Genomic DNA, 17806 nt, shown 5'->3' with positions numbered 1-17806 from the left:
AGACCGTAATATTCAATCCTGTTGTATCAAAGCCTATACATGCAATAGAGGCATCCAATTGCGCTAAAAAAATTAGCGTAATTGGATGCCTCGTTGATTTAGGGATTAAGGTATAAACTTTAGGTTGTACCCAGTAGCTGCAATAGAAACGGTACAAACCCAGGGGCAAGGAGGGTTGTAATAATGCCTGTGAATATCATTGCCAGACTGGCAATGGCTGTTTCCGTTTTTCCATATTCCTGCGCTTTGGCAGTACCTGTTCCGTGAGCGGACACACCAAGAATTAAGCCTTTTGTTATGGGGCTGACATGTTTCAGCCAGCGGAAAACCAAGGGGCTCAGGATACTGCCGGTAATACCTGTGAAAATTACAAAGGCGGCTGTGAGCGAGGGAATTCCGCCAAGCTGTCTGGACACATCAATAGCAAGCGGAGTGGTAATAGAGCGGGGTGCAAGACTCTCCATCAGCTGAGGATCTAAATGTAATAGCTTTGAAATCAGCAGTGAGGATACCATGGCAAAAACCGCACCGCAAACAATGCTAACGACAAATTCTGGCAAATAGAACCGGAGGATTCTTCTGTATTTATATAATGGTACAGCCAGAGCTACCGTTGCTGGCTGTAGCATAGAACTTAACCAAGAAGCTCCAGGATCATACAAATCGTAGGAAATATCAAATAGCTTCAAGCCGGCAATTAGAAGAATTGGGCAACTAAGTATTGGCAGCAGAAACACTGATGAATAGCGGTGATAAAAATGCTGCACCAACTTGTAGAGTATAACTGTTATAAAGACACTTATCAGTGCAAACATGGATTACCTTCTTTCTCGATAGCGCATGAGTGTTTCTGTTATAGTCCCTACTACCAGCATAACGCCTAGCGTGCTAATGGTAATAACCAAAAAGAACGCTAACCCGTTTTGTTTCAGTAGCGGCTCAAATTGAATAACAGCAACCGCTGAGGGAATAAAAAAAAGAACCAATTCGGCAATTAATAGGTTGGCTCCGGACTCAACCCAGCTAAGCGGCAAAATTCGTAATTCCAGGGCAATAAACAAAAAGACAATACCCAGGATATTTCCCGGTATTCCCCAGGCTATATGCCGGGAAATGAAATTGCCCAGCCAGGCGATTACCACTAAAAAACTTATTTGGGCAACAATTTTTAAAAGCATCTTGGCCTTTGCCAGAAATACCGGCGACACTGTAGCTGTTTTCATACAATCTATTTTCATAGAATATGGAAAATGGTTTGCTTAAGACGGAACAGCAATTTCCCAGAACCATTTTTCGCGGGTAATATCACGCGAAATAAATTTTTTTGTAGCAACAGTGGTGTTATCAGCGTCATATTTCTTTGTTTCAGCTTGCTCCTGAGTATTTATCGGGCCCAGTACAGTTGTAGTTGCAGTGCTCATATAATAGATAGCCTCCTTTAATTACGCACAATTTCTTGTGTTGTGTTTTATTGTACTGTCATCGCTCGTGCAAGTGAAATATATGTTACGCATAGGCCTATTCTCATTGAGAATGAGTCTATATAATTCTGATCAGTGTGAAAATTAGTAAAAACAATAAAAACTGAGACTGCAGGAGCAGCCTCAGTTTTTATTTGCAATAATATCAATATCCATATCTTTAAAACCAGAAAAAGTACGGGCAAACTGAATCCACTGACGGGCGGAATGCGGAAGATAGCGGCCTTTTTTCCATATAACTCCAAATTGCAAGTGAATCGGTTTTCCGGCCAACGGCCTGCTGACTACCTGACTGCTATCCAATTGACGGCAAATGCGGGTTGGCAAAAGGACAATTCCCACATTGGCAGCGACGATTTGAATCATAAATTCTAACTGTGAAGTTTCAAACATGATTTTAGGGTCAAAGCCTTCACTACGGCAACGTTCAATAATCTGGTCATGCAGCCGGAAATCTCTGCTATACAGCACAAAGGATTCTTCCGCCAAATCGGATATAGCAACTGTTGAATGGGCTGCCAAAGAATGTTCGGGATGCATGACCACTTCCAACGAATCACGTGTAAGCCAAAACATCTCATATAATTCTTCATTGGTAACCGGTGCCGATACTATACCGATATCCAATTCACCCTCTTGAATACTTTTTTCAATTGTTATTGAACCAAACTCAAACAACTGAAATTCAATATTAGGATGTTCTTTCTTAAAAACCCCCAGCACTTGTGAGAACATAGTTACACTGGTAATCGGCGGAAAACCTATGCGGATTTTACCCGACTTTTCCGCTAACAAACCATCGATGTTAGTAGTAAGGTTATCAAACAACACAACAATTTGCTGTGCTTGCTCCAAAAAGGCAATGCCGGCATCGGTCAGTTCCACATGCTTGGTATCACGATAAAACAATTCAATGTTTATTTGCGTTTCTATTTCTTTGATCATTTTACTAATTGACGGTTGGGAGATATGAATTTGCTCGGCTGCTTTTGTGAAATTCCCGCAGCGGGCCACCGCCATAAAACACTCCAAATGTCTGATTTCCATAATCAATGCTCCTCATTTCGCACGGCAGCGAGCTTTACAGCCCGGTACACTTCATATGTAAAAAACAAATGCGAATAATATATTTTATATAGATTAAATAGATCGTGTCAATGAAAATAACTAAATCCAGGGGCAAGCACCCATGAAAAGAAAAGCGGTGTCAGGCTTGAGTTATATAAATAAATTGACTTATTTGCAAATTAGCTGCTGACTGATAAAAGGTAGGCAGGTGAGAGAAAACGGTAGAAAACCAAGGATATACTACGAGGATGCAATCTATTTTTAGATTCTATGAATATAGTGACTTTAAACTGGCAATACTAGATATGTAATAGGTGTCCTCTATAGAATACGAGGGTTGCGAAACATTGAAATGAATAAGCGCGCATACGTAAGCACCATATACATAAACCCCTGCCGGGAAGGCAGGGGTTTAACTTTGTATTTAGGCAAAAGTTACTTCTAAAGGCAAATAGGATAGTTGACTTTGTCAATTATATTTACTATAATTTGGTTATAAGTGAAATTATCTACGTTGGGCAGGAGGGTTTTTGTGGAAGAGAAGCTTAGTGCGCGGGCGGTTGCGATTAGGGAATTTAACCGGTTTTATACTAATTTTATTGGTCTTATTAACCAAAAAATATTGGAAAGCCCGTATTCTTTAGCAGAAGCCAGAGTGCTACTGGAAATAGACAAGGCTGATCAGTGTACTGCAAGTGATCTAACCAAATTATTGCAAATTGACCCAGGCTATTTGAGCCGGATGCTTACCCGGCTTATTAAAGAAAATTTGGTTGTAAAATCAAGGTCAGAGGTAGATGGCAGGGCGCAGGAATTATCGTTAACTTCCATGGGAAAAGCAACAGTTAAGCACTTATCAGATACATCAACTCAACAAATAGTTAAGATACTGGAGACAATTCCAATGCAGCAGCAACAAGAGTTGATCAATTACATGGATGGGATTCAGGCCGTTTTATCCCATCAGAGTGGTAGGTCAATCACTATCCGTACTGGGATACCAGGAGATTTAGGGTATATTGCTTACCGGCATAGTGTGTTATATCACCAGGAATATCATTTAGACCCTGTGGTGTTTGAGCGCTATGTCATGGAGAGTCTCCTAAAATACGCTAAAAATCAACAAATTGGAGAAATATGGATAGCAGAGGGTAACAATAAAGTTGCTGGTTTCATTGGGATGGTTGGCTTAGACGAGGAAACGGCTCAGTTAAGATGGTTTCTAATAGAGCCGGAATTTCGCGGTATTGGTTTGGGACGGCGCTTGATCAAAGCAGCTATGGATTATTGCAATGAGAAAAAATATAACAAAGTAGTATTATGGACATTCCAAGGTCTTGATGCGGCCTGTCATTTATATAAAAGCTTTGGCTTTACAGTAACACAACAGGTTGAGAATGATACCTGGAAAAAGGGTTTACTGGAAGAACGGTGGGAGGCAATTTTATAAAACAAAAATCCCAGCATACGCCGGGATCATCACAAGAGACAAGGGGACGGAAGAACTGTCTTGAGATTAAGGCGATACCACCGTCCGTGCGCCAAGCTAAGGGTACATCATATAGTGGGTGTCTTGAAAATAATGAAGCAGACTGGTAATATTTGTATGAACAAAACGCGGAGACAGGGACACCGTTTCTAGGTTGATAGTTGAATAATTAAAACATTCTCCCTGTCCCCGTGTTTCTCCCTAAATTTTACAGCAAGTAATGTTTCACTAGGGTATACTCTAGTGGCACAAAATAAAAGTGTTCCATATAAGTCGAAAAATGATTTTTGGGCTATCCCAGAATCACAATCGGCTTAGTGGAACATTTTTTGATTTTTATGGGGAGGGCAGCATATGAAAATAGGTTATCCACAAAATTTAAAAATGTCATTCTGTTTTTTGGAAAGTTGGCAGAGTGCTTGTTAACATAGTAAACGTGAAATATCCCTGCATCGTTCATAAGAATTTTGTCGACTACAGAATAGTCACCAAGTTCCTTATATGCGACAACTGTCCAATCATAAGTGATACCCGACGAATCCTGATTGAGGTTTCTCCATACTGCGGCAGGGTGTTTTGGCAAAAGCTCCTTCTTATGTTTTGAGGAAAAGATGGTTAAACTAAAAAAAATAACATACAAAAGTGGTGTTTTTGTGTCATTTTTTATAATTCGTTTTGTTATCGTTTGGACTTTTTGGGTATTTTTCGCTGATAAAAAACGCTGGAGAGAAATAGCTCCTGCTTGTGTATTTGCAGGTTATATGGCAGGAATAGCAGACGGAATTGTAGAGCATTATAAATTATGGGCTTTTATACCTGTGTCTATTATTCCTGACTTATTAGATAATATCGGTATTTACCCCGTTGTTACATATTTTTTTATCCAATGGCTCCCTAAACAGTGTACTCTAGGGCGCATGTTCAGTTATTGGTTCGTATGGACCACTCTAACTATAGGAATTGAATTGCTTCATCTTAAAACAGGACATATGGAACATTACATGTGGTGGAGCATCTATCACTCATATACGGCTGATTGGATTTTACTATGGATGATTTACCAATTTCACAAAATCTTTCGACTTGAAAAACTTAATTATTGAAAATACCCTAATTCCAGAAATTTGGTCTAGGAAGATACAAAGGGACGGCAGAGTAATGTCATAAAGCTTAACTTACATAATTTTACACGGAACGTTTTTTGTTAATCGGATATTTATTTTTTCTTGAAGGTTCTCTTCGAGGAAAGCTCCTGTCCGGTCGTGCGGGGACAAGATTCTTGGTTATGTTACCCATTGCTTTATCAAATAAAATTGTTCGTTTTTTAGGATCGTCTTCATAGAAACACTCTATTAGTGTCGTCATCTTTGATATTAATATATTCATGTTCACTTTATATTCGTATTTCAAGCCTTGTTTATTTAATTTTGCGGTTTCGTTTGCTTCCGTTTTTGCCATTGTCATAATATTTGATAAATGTATTGTTGCATAAAAATCCTGCATGATAGCAATCGGGTTAACTCCTGAAAAGTTTTCAAGCTCATATCTGCTTTTTAGCTGACTGTATTTAACTTCAATTCCCCAGCGTTTAAAATAGAGAACTTTGAAATCATCAGTAGTTAGATCCACATTCATAATATTGGTAACTAGCTTTTCTACTCCGCCAGTTGGCAGAATAACGTTAATGATTCTTACTGTTAAAGTCTTATTTTTATGAATAAGCGTAATAAGTTGATCTGGATTATTTGCTTTGTCAAATTCCGGATGAAATTTATTAACCTTTACTCTCATCAAGTATTTCAATTGTTTGGATTCTAAAAAATCAAACATATCTTTTGATGGATAACCCCGATCAAACAAAAATAGGTCATTTTTAAAGCCTTTAAGTTCAAGCCTTTCAATAAGATATTTTGCTACATCTCTTTCGGCAGCTTTCCATGTGCGGATATCAGATTCAAGTATGATATCATTTTCTATATTATACACATACCATCGCCCTTGCTTGCTGCCTGTCACTTTGGTTATGATAATATCCGAAATGTTCTCTGTTGTTAACTGTATTTGGAATTTCAGTAATACTGCCGTCAATCGAAAGCAATCGATATCCTTTATACTTATTAAAGTCATCATCGCTGTAAAACCAATTTATAAATTTTTCATTCAGCTGTATAAACGCATCTGGTTTAATTTTTTGTCTAAGTTGCGAAAAGGCTTGTTTTGTCATAGTATTTTCCCCGCCTAAAAATTCAAACCAATCATCTATTTCAATTTGTAGCGTTTTTCTTAGTCCTTTTAAAATGAAATAGATTGCATCTTTAAAATTCATTTTAGCAGTATCTTTTGTAAAATATGTGCTTTTGGTACGGTTGGTGAGCATAAAAAGAGAATCATTAATTTGCTTTCTAGCTATTTCAAGAGAAGTCATAAATTTTTTTAACATCATTACATCACCCAACAATGAGAGGATATACCCTAAAAAGGGTATCCATCCCGATTATTGGGATACTTCTAAAAAGTCAAGTGTTTTTTCGATTTCTCTAAATTTTTCTGGTTTTTAACCATTTCCTATTTGTTACAGTTAAGCTTTATGACATTGGTCTGCCGTCCCCTCGTATCGTCAGAATGTATTAGGAGGAATGAGGATGAAATGGCTAACTCCCCGTGAACCAGTAACTCTCAACGCAAATACACACTAAAGGACATTTTGTATCTGAGGCTATGCTCGCAAACTGTATCGATTCCTGTTTTCCTGGGCATACTGCTCTGATAACACTACGCGCAATTACCCCTGCATAAAGTGCGATGAAACATCTTCATCATGAGGGTGAAGGCGACGATATCCAGTGAACGCCAATGCAATAAGTGAGATGTTTAAAATGAATGCTAAACGAGGTTCAACCACTTTCTTAAAGGTAATTATTTCTCTGGCTGGAATTGCAGTGCTTGCTTTATGTATTTGGTTGCCTGAGATAGCCATTAGAGATGCAAGGGTACATCCAGATACGGCTTACTTCCTAATCCCCTTTTTAGTATGTGCATACGGATTTTGTATTGCGTTTTCTGTTGCGTTGTATCAAGCATATAAACTATTAACCTACATCGAAAAGAACAATGCTTTCTCTGAATTAGCCCTTAAATCGTTGAAGATTATAAAGAAATGTGCCTTTACAGTCATTTTCCTCATTTTGTTAGGAATAGTAAGCCTAAGGGTGCTTGCTAAAGTTACAGGTGGCGATGATGATGCAGCAGGTCCTATATCATTATGTCTAATGGGTATTTTAGCAACAAGTATCATCGAAGCCATTGTGGACGTACTTCAAAAGCCATTAAAAAATATCCTAGAATTAAAACCCGGAAAATGATTAACGATTTTGGAAACGTGGTTTTTTTGACTATTGCATTTAGTTTACGTGTCGGTTCATATGTGTTGAAATTTCAACACATATCCTTTTTGTAGCACATAGATTCAACCTTCTTAAAGGCATAAGAAATTTTGCGATTCTTATAAGTCGTTTAGATCTTTAAAAAATTGCTGAGTACATTGGTCAACTGCGTAAAGCCAAGCATTCACAATACTGGGCCCACTTCCAAATACTATCGGTAATACCCGAGAACTTCGTACCTCTTTTACTATGTCATTTCTATAGATGTACGATCCATCGTCTGTGTTTATAACTTTAGTAATCATTTCGGCGCTAACCACTTTGTTAGCACTCCAAGGAATAATAAAACTATCCGATCCGTTTCTTTCATTAATTTGATTAAAAGTTAATACAGCCACATTAGGATAATCATACTTTTTTCCAAAGTTAGCGATATCTCCTTTTTTTAAGTCTTTTGGGTCGATATTGTTATCTTCAAGAAATTCCATGAATTGAGTCATAATTTTTTGATTGGCTATTAAATGAAAAGGAGTATTTGCCTGTTCAATTTTTTGGTTTATACCTACTAAGATTGTAGGATATTTCTTGACAACGTCAATATTACTGATGACTACAGCCATTTCAGGTTTAGAAGAGGTCGACGAGAAAGAGGGTGAGTTAGAATAAGTTGACAAGCTTTGGTCGAGATCAATCGCAAAACATGGGAGTGATACCACTAAAATAAGCAAGAAAACCATTATCAGTATTTTTTTCATTGTATGCCTTCTTTCTATTTTTATATTGTTGTTTTAATTTTTTGTCGTTGTCATGGGCATATTTTAAAATAGATGAGTACCATTTGTCAGCGATAGTTTCAGGTATAATTTGAGTCCATAATTTTGCATCATATGTATTGGATGTTTTGTACGTTTTTTCCCCGGACGAATTATATTGAATTTGATCCAAAGACATTAATTCTCGTTCGTTAAGGCGAAATAAGTAGTGGTTTAGGCTATATTCTCCACTATTTGGCTCAGGTATAGTTTTAATCCAGACATCAAGCAATAATTCATCACTATAGCAATCTTTTTCATATTTGAGCGTCTCTGTGTCGAATTGACCGACTGTCGTATCAACGTGGCGCATTTCTTCGAACCTTTGCGGTTCAGATGGCGCCAACGCTGCATAGGCACTTCCGATGTTTAATAAAAATACTGTTGCAAGAATTAATGAAAACTTTTTTAAAAACATGACAATCACCTTCCTTAATGCTCTGATATGTTTTGGGAGCTACTTTAGTTGCTGTTTGGCCTTTTACTTTAGAGGCCCTAATGAAAAACTATTTTAGATAAACAGTAAAATTTCGTACATAATCAATTCCCTTCATTCGTAAGTGATATTTATATATTTTCGTGAAACTGATTCTATTTGTTGATTGACTTTTTCCACTTCGATTTTATCAAGCCTAGTTTCTATGTCTGTAATTTTCTGCAGAAGAAGTTCCAAAAGTTCACGATCTGGCATGCTTTTTCTCCTTTCTTACTTTTGTCTTTATTTTGCCTGCTTTCTAAGCTGAACGATATTTCTATCATGTTGGGGCAGAAACATTAATTTGTTGACTCAAATCTTTCTGCGTTATCCCTTTGTTTTTCGTAGTTCCCGAATCCTGTTCGGAATGCTATTTTCATCAATTACATATAATACCTCAATCACATTTTAACAATAACTAACGAATTTAGATACAATAATAACAGAATTTGAGAATTTATTAAGAAGTTATTGGCATCAACCGATTCGGTTGTTAGAAGAAGCGGAGGGACGTTCTTTTTGCTTCACATTGCAAATAATGATATAATAAAGCAAAAACAGGAGAAATATATGGTAAGATGTGCAAGAAAAAAGAGTGCTAGTGGAATCTATCATATCATGATGCGAGGGATAAATCACCAGGACATATTTTTGGACGAGGAAGTAACACAACGACAAATAGCCAGAGTAACCGGGATTCATCAAAGTATTATTTTTAAGGCGTAAGCGAAGGGAAGCAAAAAGAACGTCCCGTTTTCTTCTGATCAGGGAGCTATCTTGGCGAACCCCGTATATAGCATGTTTAACAGCCCAAGTACGCCGCTGACGGCAAATAAGATCTTGGCATAAGCCTCGTTAGAAAAAAATTCATATACAGAAAGTGAAAAAACAAATAGACCGACTATGAAATGTCTGATTCTACGAAGTGATCGGAGGGAGATCATTCGATGACCACGTCCTTATTTATTGTATGGTGGCAGTCGCTGCATTCTTTATGTTAAAACTGGATATCAACATGATGACGCAAGTGCATTTTTTTTCTCCTCCACTAGACATAAAACGCGATGTGCCGCATAGAATGTAATAGGTTTCGAAAAATAAATGAGAATGATATTCACAAGCATCAATGACGATTGGGTGATTTGGGGGTGAACCTATGCTGTCGCCTAGCCTGGAAGATTATTTAGAGGAAATCTACAGGTTTTCAGTCAGTCACGATATAGTACGAGTTACGGATATCAGCCAGAAATTAAATGTAAAGCTGCCTTCGGTAACCAAAGCAGCGGGGAAACTTCGTGCCGGTGGCTATATTACCTATCAGAAGTATGGCGTGATCGGACTGACCGACAAGGGCAGACAGACAGGTGGGTACCTTGTAGAAAGAAATACACTTTTGCAGGAGTTTCTTAGGACAATTTGTGCTGATTGTGATGTTGCTGCCGAAGCCGAAGCGATGGAGCATTATTTATCGAAATCAACTATTGTTTCGATACAACGTTTCATGGTCTTCATGAAAGACCATCCTGCAACCTACCAACAGTTTGTTGATTATGTACAGGAAAGCAAGAGAAAAAACAAGGAGAGATAAATAGGGGCGGGTAGCCCCTGTTAGTTTTTAGGCAAGACCGAGGCCTCTGGCTGTTTGTGCTACGACAAAACAGACAGCAAAAGCGATAAGGGTCGGGATGAGGAAAGAGAGGAAAGTCCATTTAACGCTTCCTGATTCCTTGTATGCGGAAAGCAGTGTGGTCGTGCATGGCCAGTGCAGCAGGCAAAAGAGCATCGAACAGACGGCAGTGAGCCAGGTCCAGCCGTGATCAAGTAACACTTGCCGGAGTTCATCCAAACTATCAAGCTCTATCATTTGACCTGTAGCCAGATAGCTCATAAGCAGGATAGGCACAACAATTTCATTAGCGGGCAGACCGAGAATAAACGCTAGGAGAATGAACCCATCCAGTCCGATCGCATAGCCAAGCGGCTGCAGCCAGTCGACAAGATGGCCAAGGATACTCAGGTCTCCTATGTAAATATTAGCAAGTATCCAGGTGATAGCACCGGCGGGAGCTGCCATGATTACGGCCCTCTTCAAAACAAAGAGCGTGCGGTCAATCAGCGAGCGATAGATAATCGCGCCAATTTGTGGTGGACGGTAAGGCGGCAGTTCTAAAACCAGGGAAGAGGGTTCACCCTTCAAGATGGTATGGGATAGCAGCCAGGATACTGCGAAGGTAGTGGCAATGCCGAGTAAGACAATGGCAGTGATGATCAGTGAGGTAACAACGGCCTCATATTCAGACGCGAATGTACCGCCGACAAAAATGGTCGCTATCGCGATCAGGGTGGGGAAACGCCCATTGCAGGGAACAAAGTTGTTGGTAAGAATGGCAATGAGCCGTTCACGCGGCGAATCAATTATTCGGCAGGATACGATACCGGCTGCATTACAGCCAAACCCCATACACATCGTTAATGCTTGCTTGCCACAAGCCCTGCAGCTTTTGAAGAGACTATCCATGTTAAAGGCCACTCGCGGTAAGTAACCGAGGTCTTCCAACAGGGTAAATAGCGGAAAGAAGATGGCCATAGGTGGTAGCATAACCGAGACAACCCAGGCCAGAGCCCGATAAAGCCCTAAAACGAGAACTCCATGCAGCCAGGCAGGAGCCCCTGCCAGTGTAAACCATTCGGTGAGCTGATCTTGAAAGACGAACAGTACATCGGCGATCATGCCGGAAGGTACATTGGCTCCTTCGATGGTTAGCCAGAAGATGGTGCCTAATAAGGCCAGCATAATCGGGTAGCCAAACAGCCGAGAGGTGAGGATATCATCCAGCCGGGTGTCCCAGGAGGATTGCTCCTGTTTTTTATGAGTAACCACTTTGCGCGCAATCTGCTCTGCATTAGCATAGATGTCAGAGACAATGGTGTCTCCCAATGTGTTATCCGAACTGAGGCGAATTTTATCCGCCTCAGTACAGATATTAGCTAGCGTTGTCATGGGTTTGACTGTTCCGCTCATAGGGCTGCTACCTCCTGCAATGCTTTTGGATTTAGTTGGAGCTCTAAATGACGGCTGATACTTTCAATGAAGGCCCTATCTCCATCCAATAAGCGGAGAGCTACCCAGCGGGGATTGAGTTTGTGGTCAATAAGGCGCTGAACCGTAGGTATCAGCTGCTCAACGGCTTTTTCTACGGCTGGTGAGTAGACAAGTTGCCGTGGTTTGCTTTTTCGTACTCCTGTACTGACCTGATAGAGCGTTTCCCGGAGTGTATCTAATCCTTCTCCTCTACGTGCAGCCGTGGCCACGACGGGAACGCCGAGTTCCTTTTCCAAGGCCGGAACGTCAATTGCGATCTTCTTCTTTCTGGCTTCATCCATGAGGTTGACACAGACCACAACATGGGGGGTAATTTCCATCACTTGCAGAGCCAGGTTTAAATTGCGTTCCAGGCAGGTGGCATCCAGCACTACGAGAGTCGCGTCCGGCTGACCAAAGCAGATAAAATCACGGGCCACTTGTTCTTCCACTGTGTGTGCCAGTATTGAATAGGTTCCCGGCAGGTCAACCAGAAGGAAAGGTTTTTTCTGATAAGTAAAAGTACCCTGGGCGTTATCTACCGTCTTGCCCGGCCAGTTGCCGGTGTGCTGGCGCAGACCTGTTAAGGCGTTAAAGACGGTGCTTTTGCCAACATTGGGGTTGCCGGCCAGAGCGATTACATATTGCCCTGACGCAGCAGCTATGCCAAAATGTTCACGCAGTACTCGGCCACGGTTTTCCACTTGCATATTCAATGTCGTTCGCCTCCATTATGCCATAGGGTATACTTTAATCAAGCTAGCGTCATCGCTGCGCAGGGCAATGGTCGTATTCCGCACGCGAAACGCAATGGGGTCACCAACCGGACTTTTGCGGATACATTCTACTTGCGTTCCTGGTACCATGCCTAAGTCCAGCACTCGTCTTCTGAGTAACCCATCCAGTTCTACTGACGATATTCTACCGGCGGTGCCTACCGGAAGGTCTGCCAAAGAAGATAATTTATCAGGGACATGCATACAAAAACCTCCTTGTTCTTTGCTGAATACGTACTGTGCCTACTAGGTTAGTTTCGACTAACACGAGTGGATAAGAAAAGGTTAGCAGCAGCTAACATCCAGTGTAAAAAAACGGTTAGCGTCAGCTAACATCTAAATTTTAACCCTCTGCTATAGAATATGGGGAAGAGCGCAAAGTGTTACTGATGGTAATATTAGTTTTTTCTGTTGCCGCAAATTAAAGCGTTGGTTCCCTCGTGCCGACAGGGGGAGTCAATTACCAAGCCGCCACCATGGTCGGCGGTAAAACCCGTATCGCCGTCCAACGAGAGAAATGCTGATGCAGTTTGAGGTGTACAAGGAATGGATTGCCGATGATATCCGTGAGACGGAGGCCAGAGGAGCTGCGCAGGCTACCTTGCAGACACTACGGGAGAATATCCTGGATGTATTGGCTGATCGGTGTACTGTGGTTAGACAGTTGCTGTGGGACAAGGTTCTTGCGGTAGAGGACGCGGGTGTGCTGAAGGCAGTTCATAAGCTGATTGTAAGAGCAACCAGTTTGGAAGAATTTGACCACCAGCTGGAAAAATTGCTATCCGCATAAAAAATAGCCGGCTGCAGCTGCAGCCGGCTATTTACTTTGGGATGGGTGGCGGTTGCTGTACAGCAACACAGGTGAAAAGCTACAGCAAGTTACGTGAATTTCTAATAATAGAATCCAGTATTTATGCGGGTCTGCGGCTATAGCATAAGTAACTTATTAAATGGAAAAAAATTCGTTCGGGAAAGCATATCAATAAACGCTTAAATCTAATTCTAGGGATAAATCTGACAAAAAACTCATTCCGGCAATACTGTTGCCCTTGTCATCCAATATGGGGCTAAACACACCGATTCCCATTTGATTTGGCACAACCGCTACTATTCCCCCGCCTATACCGCTTTTAGCCGGAATACCAACTGTAGCAGCAAATAAGCCTGATTCGTTGTATAAACCACAGGTAGCCATGACAGCTTTGACGATACGACATTTTTCTTTACTAATAATGCGCACATTGTTTTTGAGATCTATGCCATTATTGGCAAGAACACCTCCTATAGCCGCAAGATCTTTGCAAGTAACATTGATAGAACATAGCCGAAAGTATACGTCGAGCAATTCTTCAATATCTCCATTGATGACACCTGTACTGTACATATAGTAAGCCAAAGCTCTGTTGCGATTACCCGTTAAGGACTCTGAAGTATAAACTTGGTGATTTACAGAAAGGTTAGGGTTTCCAGACATAGTCCTCATTAAGTCCAAAATTCTAGTGAACTTTTCAGCATAAGTCGTTCCGCGAACAAAAGGAATAGTAGCAATAGCTCCGGCATTAATCAGCGGATTTAGTGGTTTATGTGTGTTTTTTGTTTCTAAGCTAGCAATAGAATTAAACCCATCCGCAGTAGGCTCTACACTAATAGCTTGGGATATTTCTGCCAAATCATTGTCAAGGAGTGCACAAGTAAACATTATTATTTTTGAAATACTCTGAATAGTAAATGGGATATCATAGTCACCTGCTGCATACTCACTATCACAGCGTATATCCATTATATAAGCTCCCAAATACTTCGGGTTTACTTTTGACAACTCGGGTATATAATCAGCAACTTTTCCATTCACACTCAACACACTATTTTGGGCAAGAAGCCTGTTTAATAACGTTTGCATGCTAGATCCCGTCCCATCCTATAACTGTAAATAAATGAATAATGCCTGTTATTTCGGCCTCCTAGTGAACTCGTTTCAGCAGAGCTGAAACATCGGGGGTTCAGGTGGAGAGTCTATTCCACCTGAACTGACGCCGCCTGTAGAGGCGGGAGTCTTGACTCAGCGATTAAGATAAAAGTTTAATCTAAAAGGTTCAATGTGGCGTGTACACTCAGTTTCATTCCGATTGCAAGCGAATCTTCATCCAAGGTAAACTTGGGGTGATGCAATGGGAAATCACAGCCTTTGTCTGGATTTCCTGTTCCGACAAAGATGAAACATCCCGGTACTTCGTTGAGATAAAAGGAGAAGTCTTCACCGGCCATCAGCGGTGGGACTTTCGCCACGGCCTGTTTGCCCCAAAAAGTTTCAACTGTCTCCTCGACAATTTTAGTGATTGTTTCATCATTGGAGACAGAATCATACCCATAATGATAGTCAAATTTGTAAGAAGCACCATGGGTTTTAGTAATCCCATCGATGATTTTTTCGATTTGCTGCTCAGCCTTTTGGCGAATCGTCTTACTGAAACTGCGGATTGAGCCACACAAGGTAACCGTATCAGGTATAACATTATTGGAAGTGCCACCGTGGAAAGTGGTTACCGTAACAACCAATTTTTCCATGGGATCGAGATTACGAGAAACAATATGCTGTAAATTGGTTACAACCTGAGCGCCAATGGCAATCGGATCGACAGCGAGATGTGGTTGAGAAGCATGTCCGCCCTTGCCTTGTATAGTTGCTTCAAACGTATCGGATGCAGCCATAGCAGGACCATAAACAATTCCTATTTTTCCTACCGGGATATGACTCATTAAATGGAAACCGAGAATCATGTCTACATTTGCCATTACACCTGCCTGAATCATTTCGCGGGAACCGCCAGGGAATAATTCTTCGGCATGTTGAAAAATAAATCGGACTTCTCCTTTAATCTGGTGGCGTAATTGGGAAAGAATTTTTGCAGTTCCCAATAGCATGGCGGTATGCCCATCATGACCACAAGCGTGCATAATTCCAGGAGTTTGCGAAGCAAAAGCCAACTTGGTTTCTTCTTGTATCGACAAAGCATCCATGTCTGCTCGCAGTGCTAGAATTTTTCCGGGTTTATCGCCAATTAGGCGAGCCATCACGCCTGTCTTAGTGGGGCGAGAGACTTCCAGATTTTTTAATTTGCATAGATTGTCATAAATAAACTGAGATGTTTTTTCTTCCTGGAAGGATAATTCCGGATTTTTGTGTAGGTGTCTTCGCCAGGCAATCACCTCTTCTTTTGATTGTTCTATCAAATTATCAACTATCACAAGCCCGACTCCTCTCTCTAGGTGTTTATTGCACAATAACATATAAACGCAGAGTAAAAAATGCACCACTAATTACGCAATATAATAGAAAATTTTTCTAAATTCAGAATAGCACATTTGAGTAATAAACATCAAGAAGTTTTTTAATTACCGAAATTTTCATGACACTTCTTGACAAATTCATCCAAGGACAAATATAATCATTTTAGAACTATTTTCTTAATTGTTACTAAAATAATTAAGAGCGAATAGTAAATTCCGAATTCATCCGTATTGTAACTACTTTAATGAAAGGAGGTTTAAGAATGCGTTACGAGTATAGTGTGTGTCTAAAAATACTCGGCAAAAGTATTTTTAACACGAAAGAACCTATTCAGACGTTAAATCATTGTATAAAGGAGAATTATCATGAATGATTATGCCGGTGGCAAACATAAATGGTATGAAAAAATACCAAGTGCATTCGTTATTTTATTTTTAATCATTATCGCCGTCTGCGCCTTAACCTATGTTATTCCATCAGGTGAATTTCAAAGAACAATGGTTAACGGGCGTAATGTCGTCGTTGCGGGAAGTTATACACATTTAGAAAAAACATCAAAAATGACAGTTGATTTATGGGGCCTCTTCAAAGCAATTCCAATTGGAATGGTTGCAGCTGGACCCGTTATGATGATTGTTTTCTTGGCAGGTGGTATGTTTAAGATTTTGGAACGCACAAAAGCCATCGAAAATGCTGTAGGAATTACCATAAGGACTATAGGTGTATCCACAAAATCAAAACAATTGATGTTATTTGTTTTAACGTTTGTTTTTGGCTTTTTTGGTGCCGTAGTTGGCTTCGAAAATGTAATAGCATTTGTGCCACTTGGAATAATGGTTGCATTAAGTATGGGCTACGACCTTATGGTTGGAGCCGCCATTGTCATTGGCGGCGTCGCTATTGGGTTTGGGACTTCTCCGATAAATCCATATTCTATAGGCATTGCACATGCAATCGCTGAATTACCCATATTCTCAGGAATGGGACCTAGAACATTGTACTGTATTATATGTCTTTTGATTTTGATTCACCACATCTCACGCTACATGAAAAAAATAGAAAGAAATCCTGAAATGAGCTTGGTTAAGGGGATATCAACGGAAGGGTTATCAATTGATAAAGAAAGAATTAATGAATATAAACTGGATACTAGAGGGAAATTAGTTCTTTTACTCTTCGCTTCTTTTATTATTGTAATTGTATTTGGAGTAATACAATATAAGTGGTATCTAACAGAAATTTCTGCTCTTTTTGTGTTGTATGCAATTCTTTTTGGGGTAATCGCGCGTTTTAATGCAGACGAAATAGCTGATACATTTGTCCAAGGAGCTTCCGAAATTGCTGGGGGTGCGATGATTGTTGGTTTTGCTAGGACGATTATGGTTATATTAGACCAAGGTAAAATTGGTGATACCATTATTAATACATTGGCAGCACCTTTGGTGAATTTCCCGCCGGCGATTTGTGCTATATTAATGACACTGGTTCAAGGAGTTATAAACTTCTTTGTCCCATCAGGAAGCGGACAAGCTATGGCAACTATGCCTATCATTATTCCGCTTAGCGATCTTATTGGTGTGAATCGGCAAATCGCCGTTCAGGCATTTCAAATGGGTGACGGTTTTTTAAATCTTATAATACCAACATCTGGAGGTCTTTTAGCGATGTTGGCATTAGCAAGAGTTCCATTTGACAAGTGGTGTCGTTTTGTAGTTCCTATTGTAGTAAAATGCATGATTGTAGGTTGGATCTTTTTGGCTATTGCTACATATTATAATTGGCAATAATTTTTTTCTCATCTTTAAAACCAAAGTTGGAATGCATGGCAAAGATACCCACGAGCAGAATGCATTCTCTTAGTGTTATAGTATAGTTCAATATAAGTAAAGTTCTCTTGCTGAGCTTGTTCAGGTGTTTCGAAATGAGCACCCTGAATAAGCTCTTTTTATTG

21 protein-coding genes and 1 pseudogene are annotated in these 17806 nt (G+C 40.2%); 7 read left to right on the top strand and 15 right to left on the bottom strand.

The features are described from left to right. Positions 1-119 precede the first annotated feature (119 nt). The 4 genes from ACZ449_RS20155 to ACZ449_RS20140 all read right to left on the bottom strand — a co-directional run bounded on the left by ACZ449_RS20155 (position 120) and on the right by ACZ449_RS20140 (position 2528). Entirely contained in the window at positions 120-815 is a 696-nt protein-coding gene (locus tag ACZ449_RS20155) for an LrgB family protein (protein WP_464257843.1), read from the bottom strand. 3 nt (positions 816-818) lie between these two features. After that, entirely contained in the window at positions 819-1223 is a 405-nt protein-coding gene (locus ACZ449_RS20150; protein WP_464257842.1) for a CidA/LrgA family protein, read from the bottom strand. Between the two features lie 36 nt (positions 1224-1259). Continuing rightward, positions 1260-1421: a hypothetical protein gene (locus tag ACZ449_RS20145; protein WP_169717580.1), complete on the bottom strand. Its 162-nt coding sequence runs from the start codon at positions 1419-1421 to the stop codon at positions 1260-1262. Between the two features lie 183 nt (positions 1422-1604). Next, positions 1605-2528 (bottom strand): LysR family transcriptional regulator, encoded by a 924-nt coding sequence (locus tag ACZ449_RS20140; protein ID WP_464257841.1) that lies wholly within the window; start codon positions 2526-2528, stop codon positions 1605-1607. A gap of 553 nt (positions 2529-3081) precedes the next feature. Between ACZ449_RS20140 and ACZ449_RS20135 the strand changes: the two genes are divergently transcribed. Together ACZ449_RS20135 and ACZ449_RS20130 are read left to right on the top strand one after the other, a co-directional pair. Continuing rightward, on the top strand, positions 3082-3999 hold the full coding sequence (locus ACZ449_RS20135; RefSeq protein ID WP_464257840.1) for a bifunctional helix-turn-helix transcriptional regulator/GNAT family N-acetyltransferase: 918 nt from the start codon (positions 3082-3084) through the stop codon (positions 3997-3999). Between the two features lie 650 nt (positions 4000-4649). Further along, positions 4650-5141, top strand: a complete 492-nt coding sequence (locus tag ACZ449_RS20130) for a CBO0543 family protein (protein ID WP_464257839.1) — start codon at positions 4650-4652, stop codon at positions 5139-5141. An 82-nt stretch (positions 5142-5223) separates the two neighbouring features. On the opposite strand, the gene ACZ449_RS20125 is transcribed toward ACZ449_RS20130, so the two are convergent. Together ACZ449_RS20125 and ACZ449_RS20120 are read right to left on the bottom strand one after the other, a co-directional pair. Continuing rightward, the gene (locus ACZ449_RS20125) at positions 5224-6024 is read right to left on the bottom strand and encodes a transposase (RefSeq protein WP_464257838.1); all 801 of its coding nucleotides are present in this window, start codon (positions 6022-6024) and stop codon (positions 5224-5226) included. Beyond that, positions 6017-6481 (bottom strand): hypothetical protein, encoded by a 465-nt coding sequence (locus tag ACZ449_RS20120; RefSeq protein ID WP_464257837.1) that lies wholly within the window; start codon positions 6479-6481, stop codon positions 6017-6019. The genes ACZ449_RS20125 and ACZ449_RS20120 overlap by 8 nt, the downstream gene beginning before the upstream one ends. Before the next feature lie 400 nt (positions 6482-6881). Between ACZ449_RS20120 and ACZ449_RS20115 the strand changes: the two genes are divergently transcribed. After that, the gene (locus tag ACZ449_RS20115; protein ID WP_464257836.1) at positions 6882-7400 is read left to right on the top strand and encodes a DUF2975 domain-containing protein; all 519 of its coding nucleotides are present in this window, start codon (positions 6882-6884) and stop codon (positions 7398-7400) included. 140 nt (positions 7401-7540) lie between these two features. Here ACZ449_RS20115 and ACZ449_RS20110 read toward each other — a convergent pair whose 3' ends face one another. The 3 genes from ACZ449_RS20110 to ACZ449_RS20100 form a co-directional block, all read right to left on the bottom strand. After that, the gene (locus ACZ449_RS20110) at positions 7541-8176 is read right to left on the bottom strand and encodes a hypothetical protein (protein ID WP_464257835.1); all 636 of its coding nucleotides are present in this window, start codon (positions 8174-8176) and stop codon (positions 7541-7543) included. Further along, positions 8109-8651, bottom strand: coding sequence for a hypothetical protein (locus tag ACZ449_RS20105; RefSeq protein WP_464257834.1), 543 nt, complete (start codon positions 8649-8651; stop codon positions 8109-8111). Before ACZ449_RS20105 ends, ACZ449_RS20110 begins: the two co-directional genes overlap by 68 nt. A gap of 132 nt (positions 8652-8783) precedes the next feature. Next, on the bottom strand, positions 8784-8924 hold the full coding sequence (locus ACZ449_RS20100; protein WP_464257833.1) for a hypothetical protein: 141 nt from the start codon (positions 8922-8924) through the stop codon (positions 8784-8786). Between the two features lie 354 nt (positions 8925-9278). On the opposite strand from ACZ449_RS20100, the gene ACZ449_RS20095 reads away from it, so the two are divergent. Next, entirely contained in the window at positions 9279-9434 is a 156-nt protein-coding gene (locus ACZ449_RS20095; RefSeq protein ID WP_464257832.1) for a hypothetical protein, read from the top strand. A 430-nt stretch (positions 9435-9864) separates the two neighbouring features. Beyond that, on the top strand, positions 9865-10296 hold the full coding sequence (locus ACZ449_RS20090) for a metal-dependent transcriptional regulator (RefSeq protein ID WP_464257831.1): 432 nt from the start codon (positions 9865-9867) through the stop codon (positions 10294-10296). Between the two features lie 27 nt (positions 10297-10323). Here ACZ449_RS20090 and ACZ449_RS20085 read toward each other — a convergent pair whose 3' ends face one another. Genes ACZ449_RS20085 through ACZ449_RS20075 form a run of 3 tightly spaced genes read right to left on the bottom strand, consistent with a single transcriptional unit; the run spans position 10324 to position 12770 of the window. After that, positions 10324-11730 (bottom strand): nucleoside recognition domain-containing protein, encoded by a 1407-nt coding sequence (locus ACZ449_RS20085; RefSeq protein WP_464257830.1) that lies wholly within the window; start codon positions 11728-11730, stop codon positions 10324-10326. Further along, the gene (locus ACZ449_RS20080) at positions 11727-12500 is read right to left on the bottom strand and encodes a FeoB small GTPase domain-containing protein (RefSeq protein ID WP_464261907.1); all 774 of its coding nucleotides are present in this window, start codon (positions 12498-12500) and stop codon (positions 11727-11729) included. The genes ACZ449_RS20085 and ACZ449_RS20080 overlap by 4 nt, the downstream gene beginning before the upstream one ends. 21 nt (positions 12501-12521) lie before the next feature. After that, positions 12522-12770, bottom strand: coding sequence for a FeoA family protein (locus ACZ449_RS20075; protein ID WP_464257829.1), 249 nt, complete (start codon positions 12768-12770; stop codon positions 12522-12524). A gap of 319 nt (positions 12771-13089) precedes the next feature. Here ACZ449_RS20075 and ACZ449_RS20070 point away from each other — a divergent pair, with 319 nt between their 5' ends. Continuing rightward, positions 13090-13356, top strand: coding sequence for a hypothetical protein (locus ACZ449_RS20070; RefSeq protein WP_464257828.1), 267 nt, complete (start codon positions 13090-13092; stop codon positions 13354-13356). Between the two features lie 189 nt (positions 13357-13545). Here ACZ449_RS20070 and glsA read toward each other — a convergent pair whose 3' ends face one another. Further along, positions 13546-14466, bottom strand: coding sequence for a glutaminase A (gene glsA / locus ACZ449_RS20065; protein ID WP_464257827.1), 921 nt, complete (start codon positions 14464-14466; stop codon positions 13546-13548). A gap of 179 nt (positions 14467-14645) precedes the next feature. Next, a complete protein-coding gene (locus ACZ449_RS20060; protein ID WP_464257826.1) occupies positions 14646-15812 on the bottom strand; it encodes a M20 family metallopeptidase in 1167 nt (388 codons plus the stop codon). Between the two features lie 408 nt (positions 15813-16220). Here ACZ449_RS20060 and ACZ449_RS20055 point away from each other — a divergent pair, with 408 nt between their 5' ends. Continuing rightward, positions 16221-17642, top strand: coding sequence for a YfcC family protein (locus tag ACZ449_RS20055; RefSeq protein WP_464257825.1), 1422 nt, complete (start codon positions 16221-16223; stop codon positions 17640-17642). A gap of 14 nt (positions 17643-17656) precedes the next feature. Here the strand turns inward: ACZ449_RS20055 and ACZ449_RS20050 are convergent. Next, positions 17657-17800, bottom strand: a pseudogene (locus tag ACZ449_RS20050) (IS3 family transposase); the annotation flags it as partial. Between the last annotated feature and the right edge of the window lie 6 nt (positions 17801-17806).

Source organism: Desulfosporomusa polytropa (genome assembly GCF_055380075.1).
This window is presented reverse-complemented; position numbering and strand designations above follow the sequence as displayed.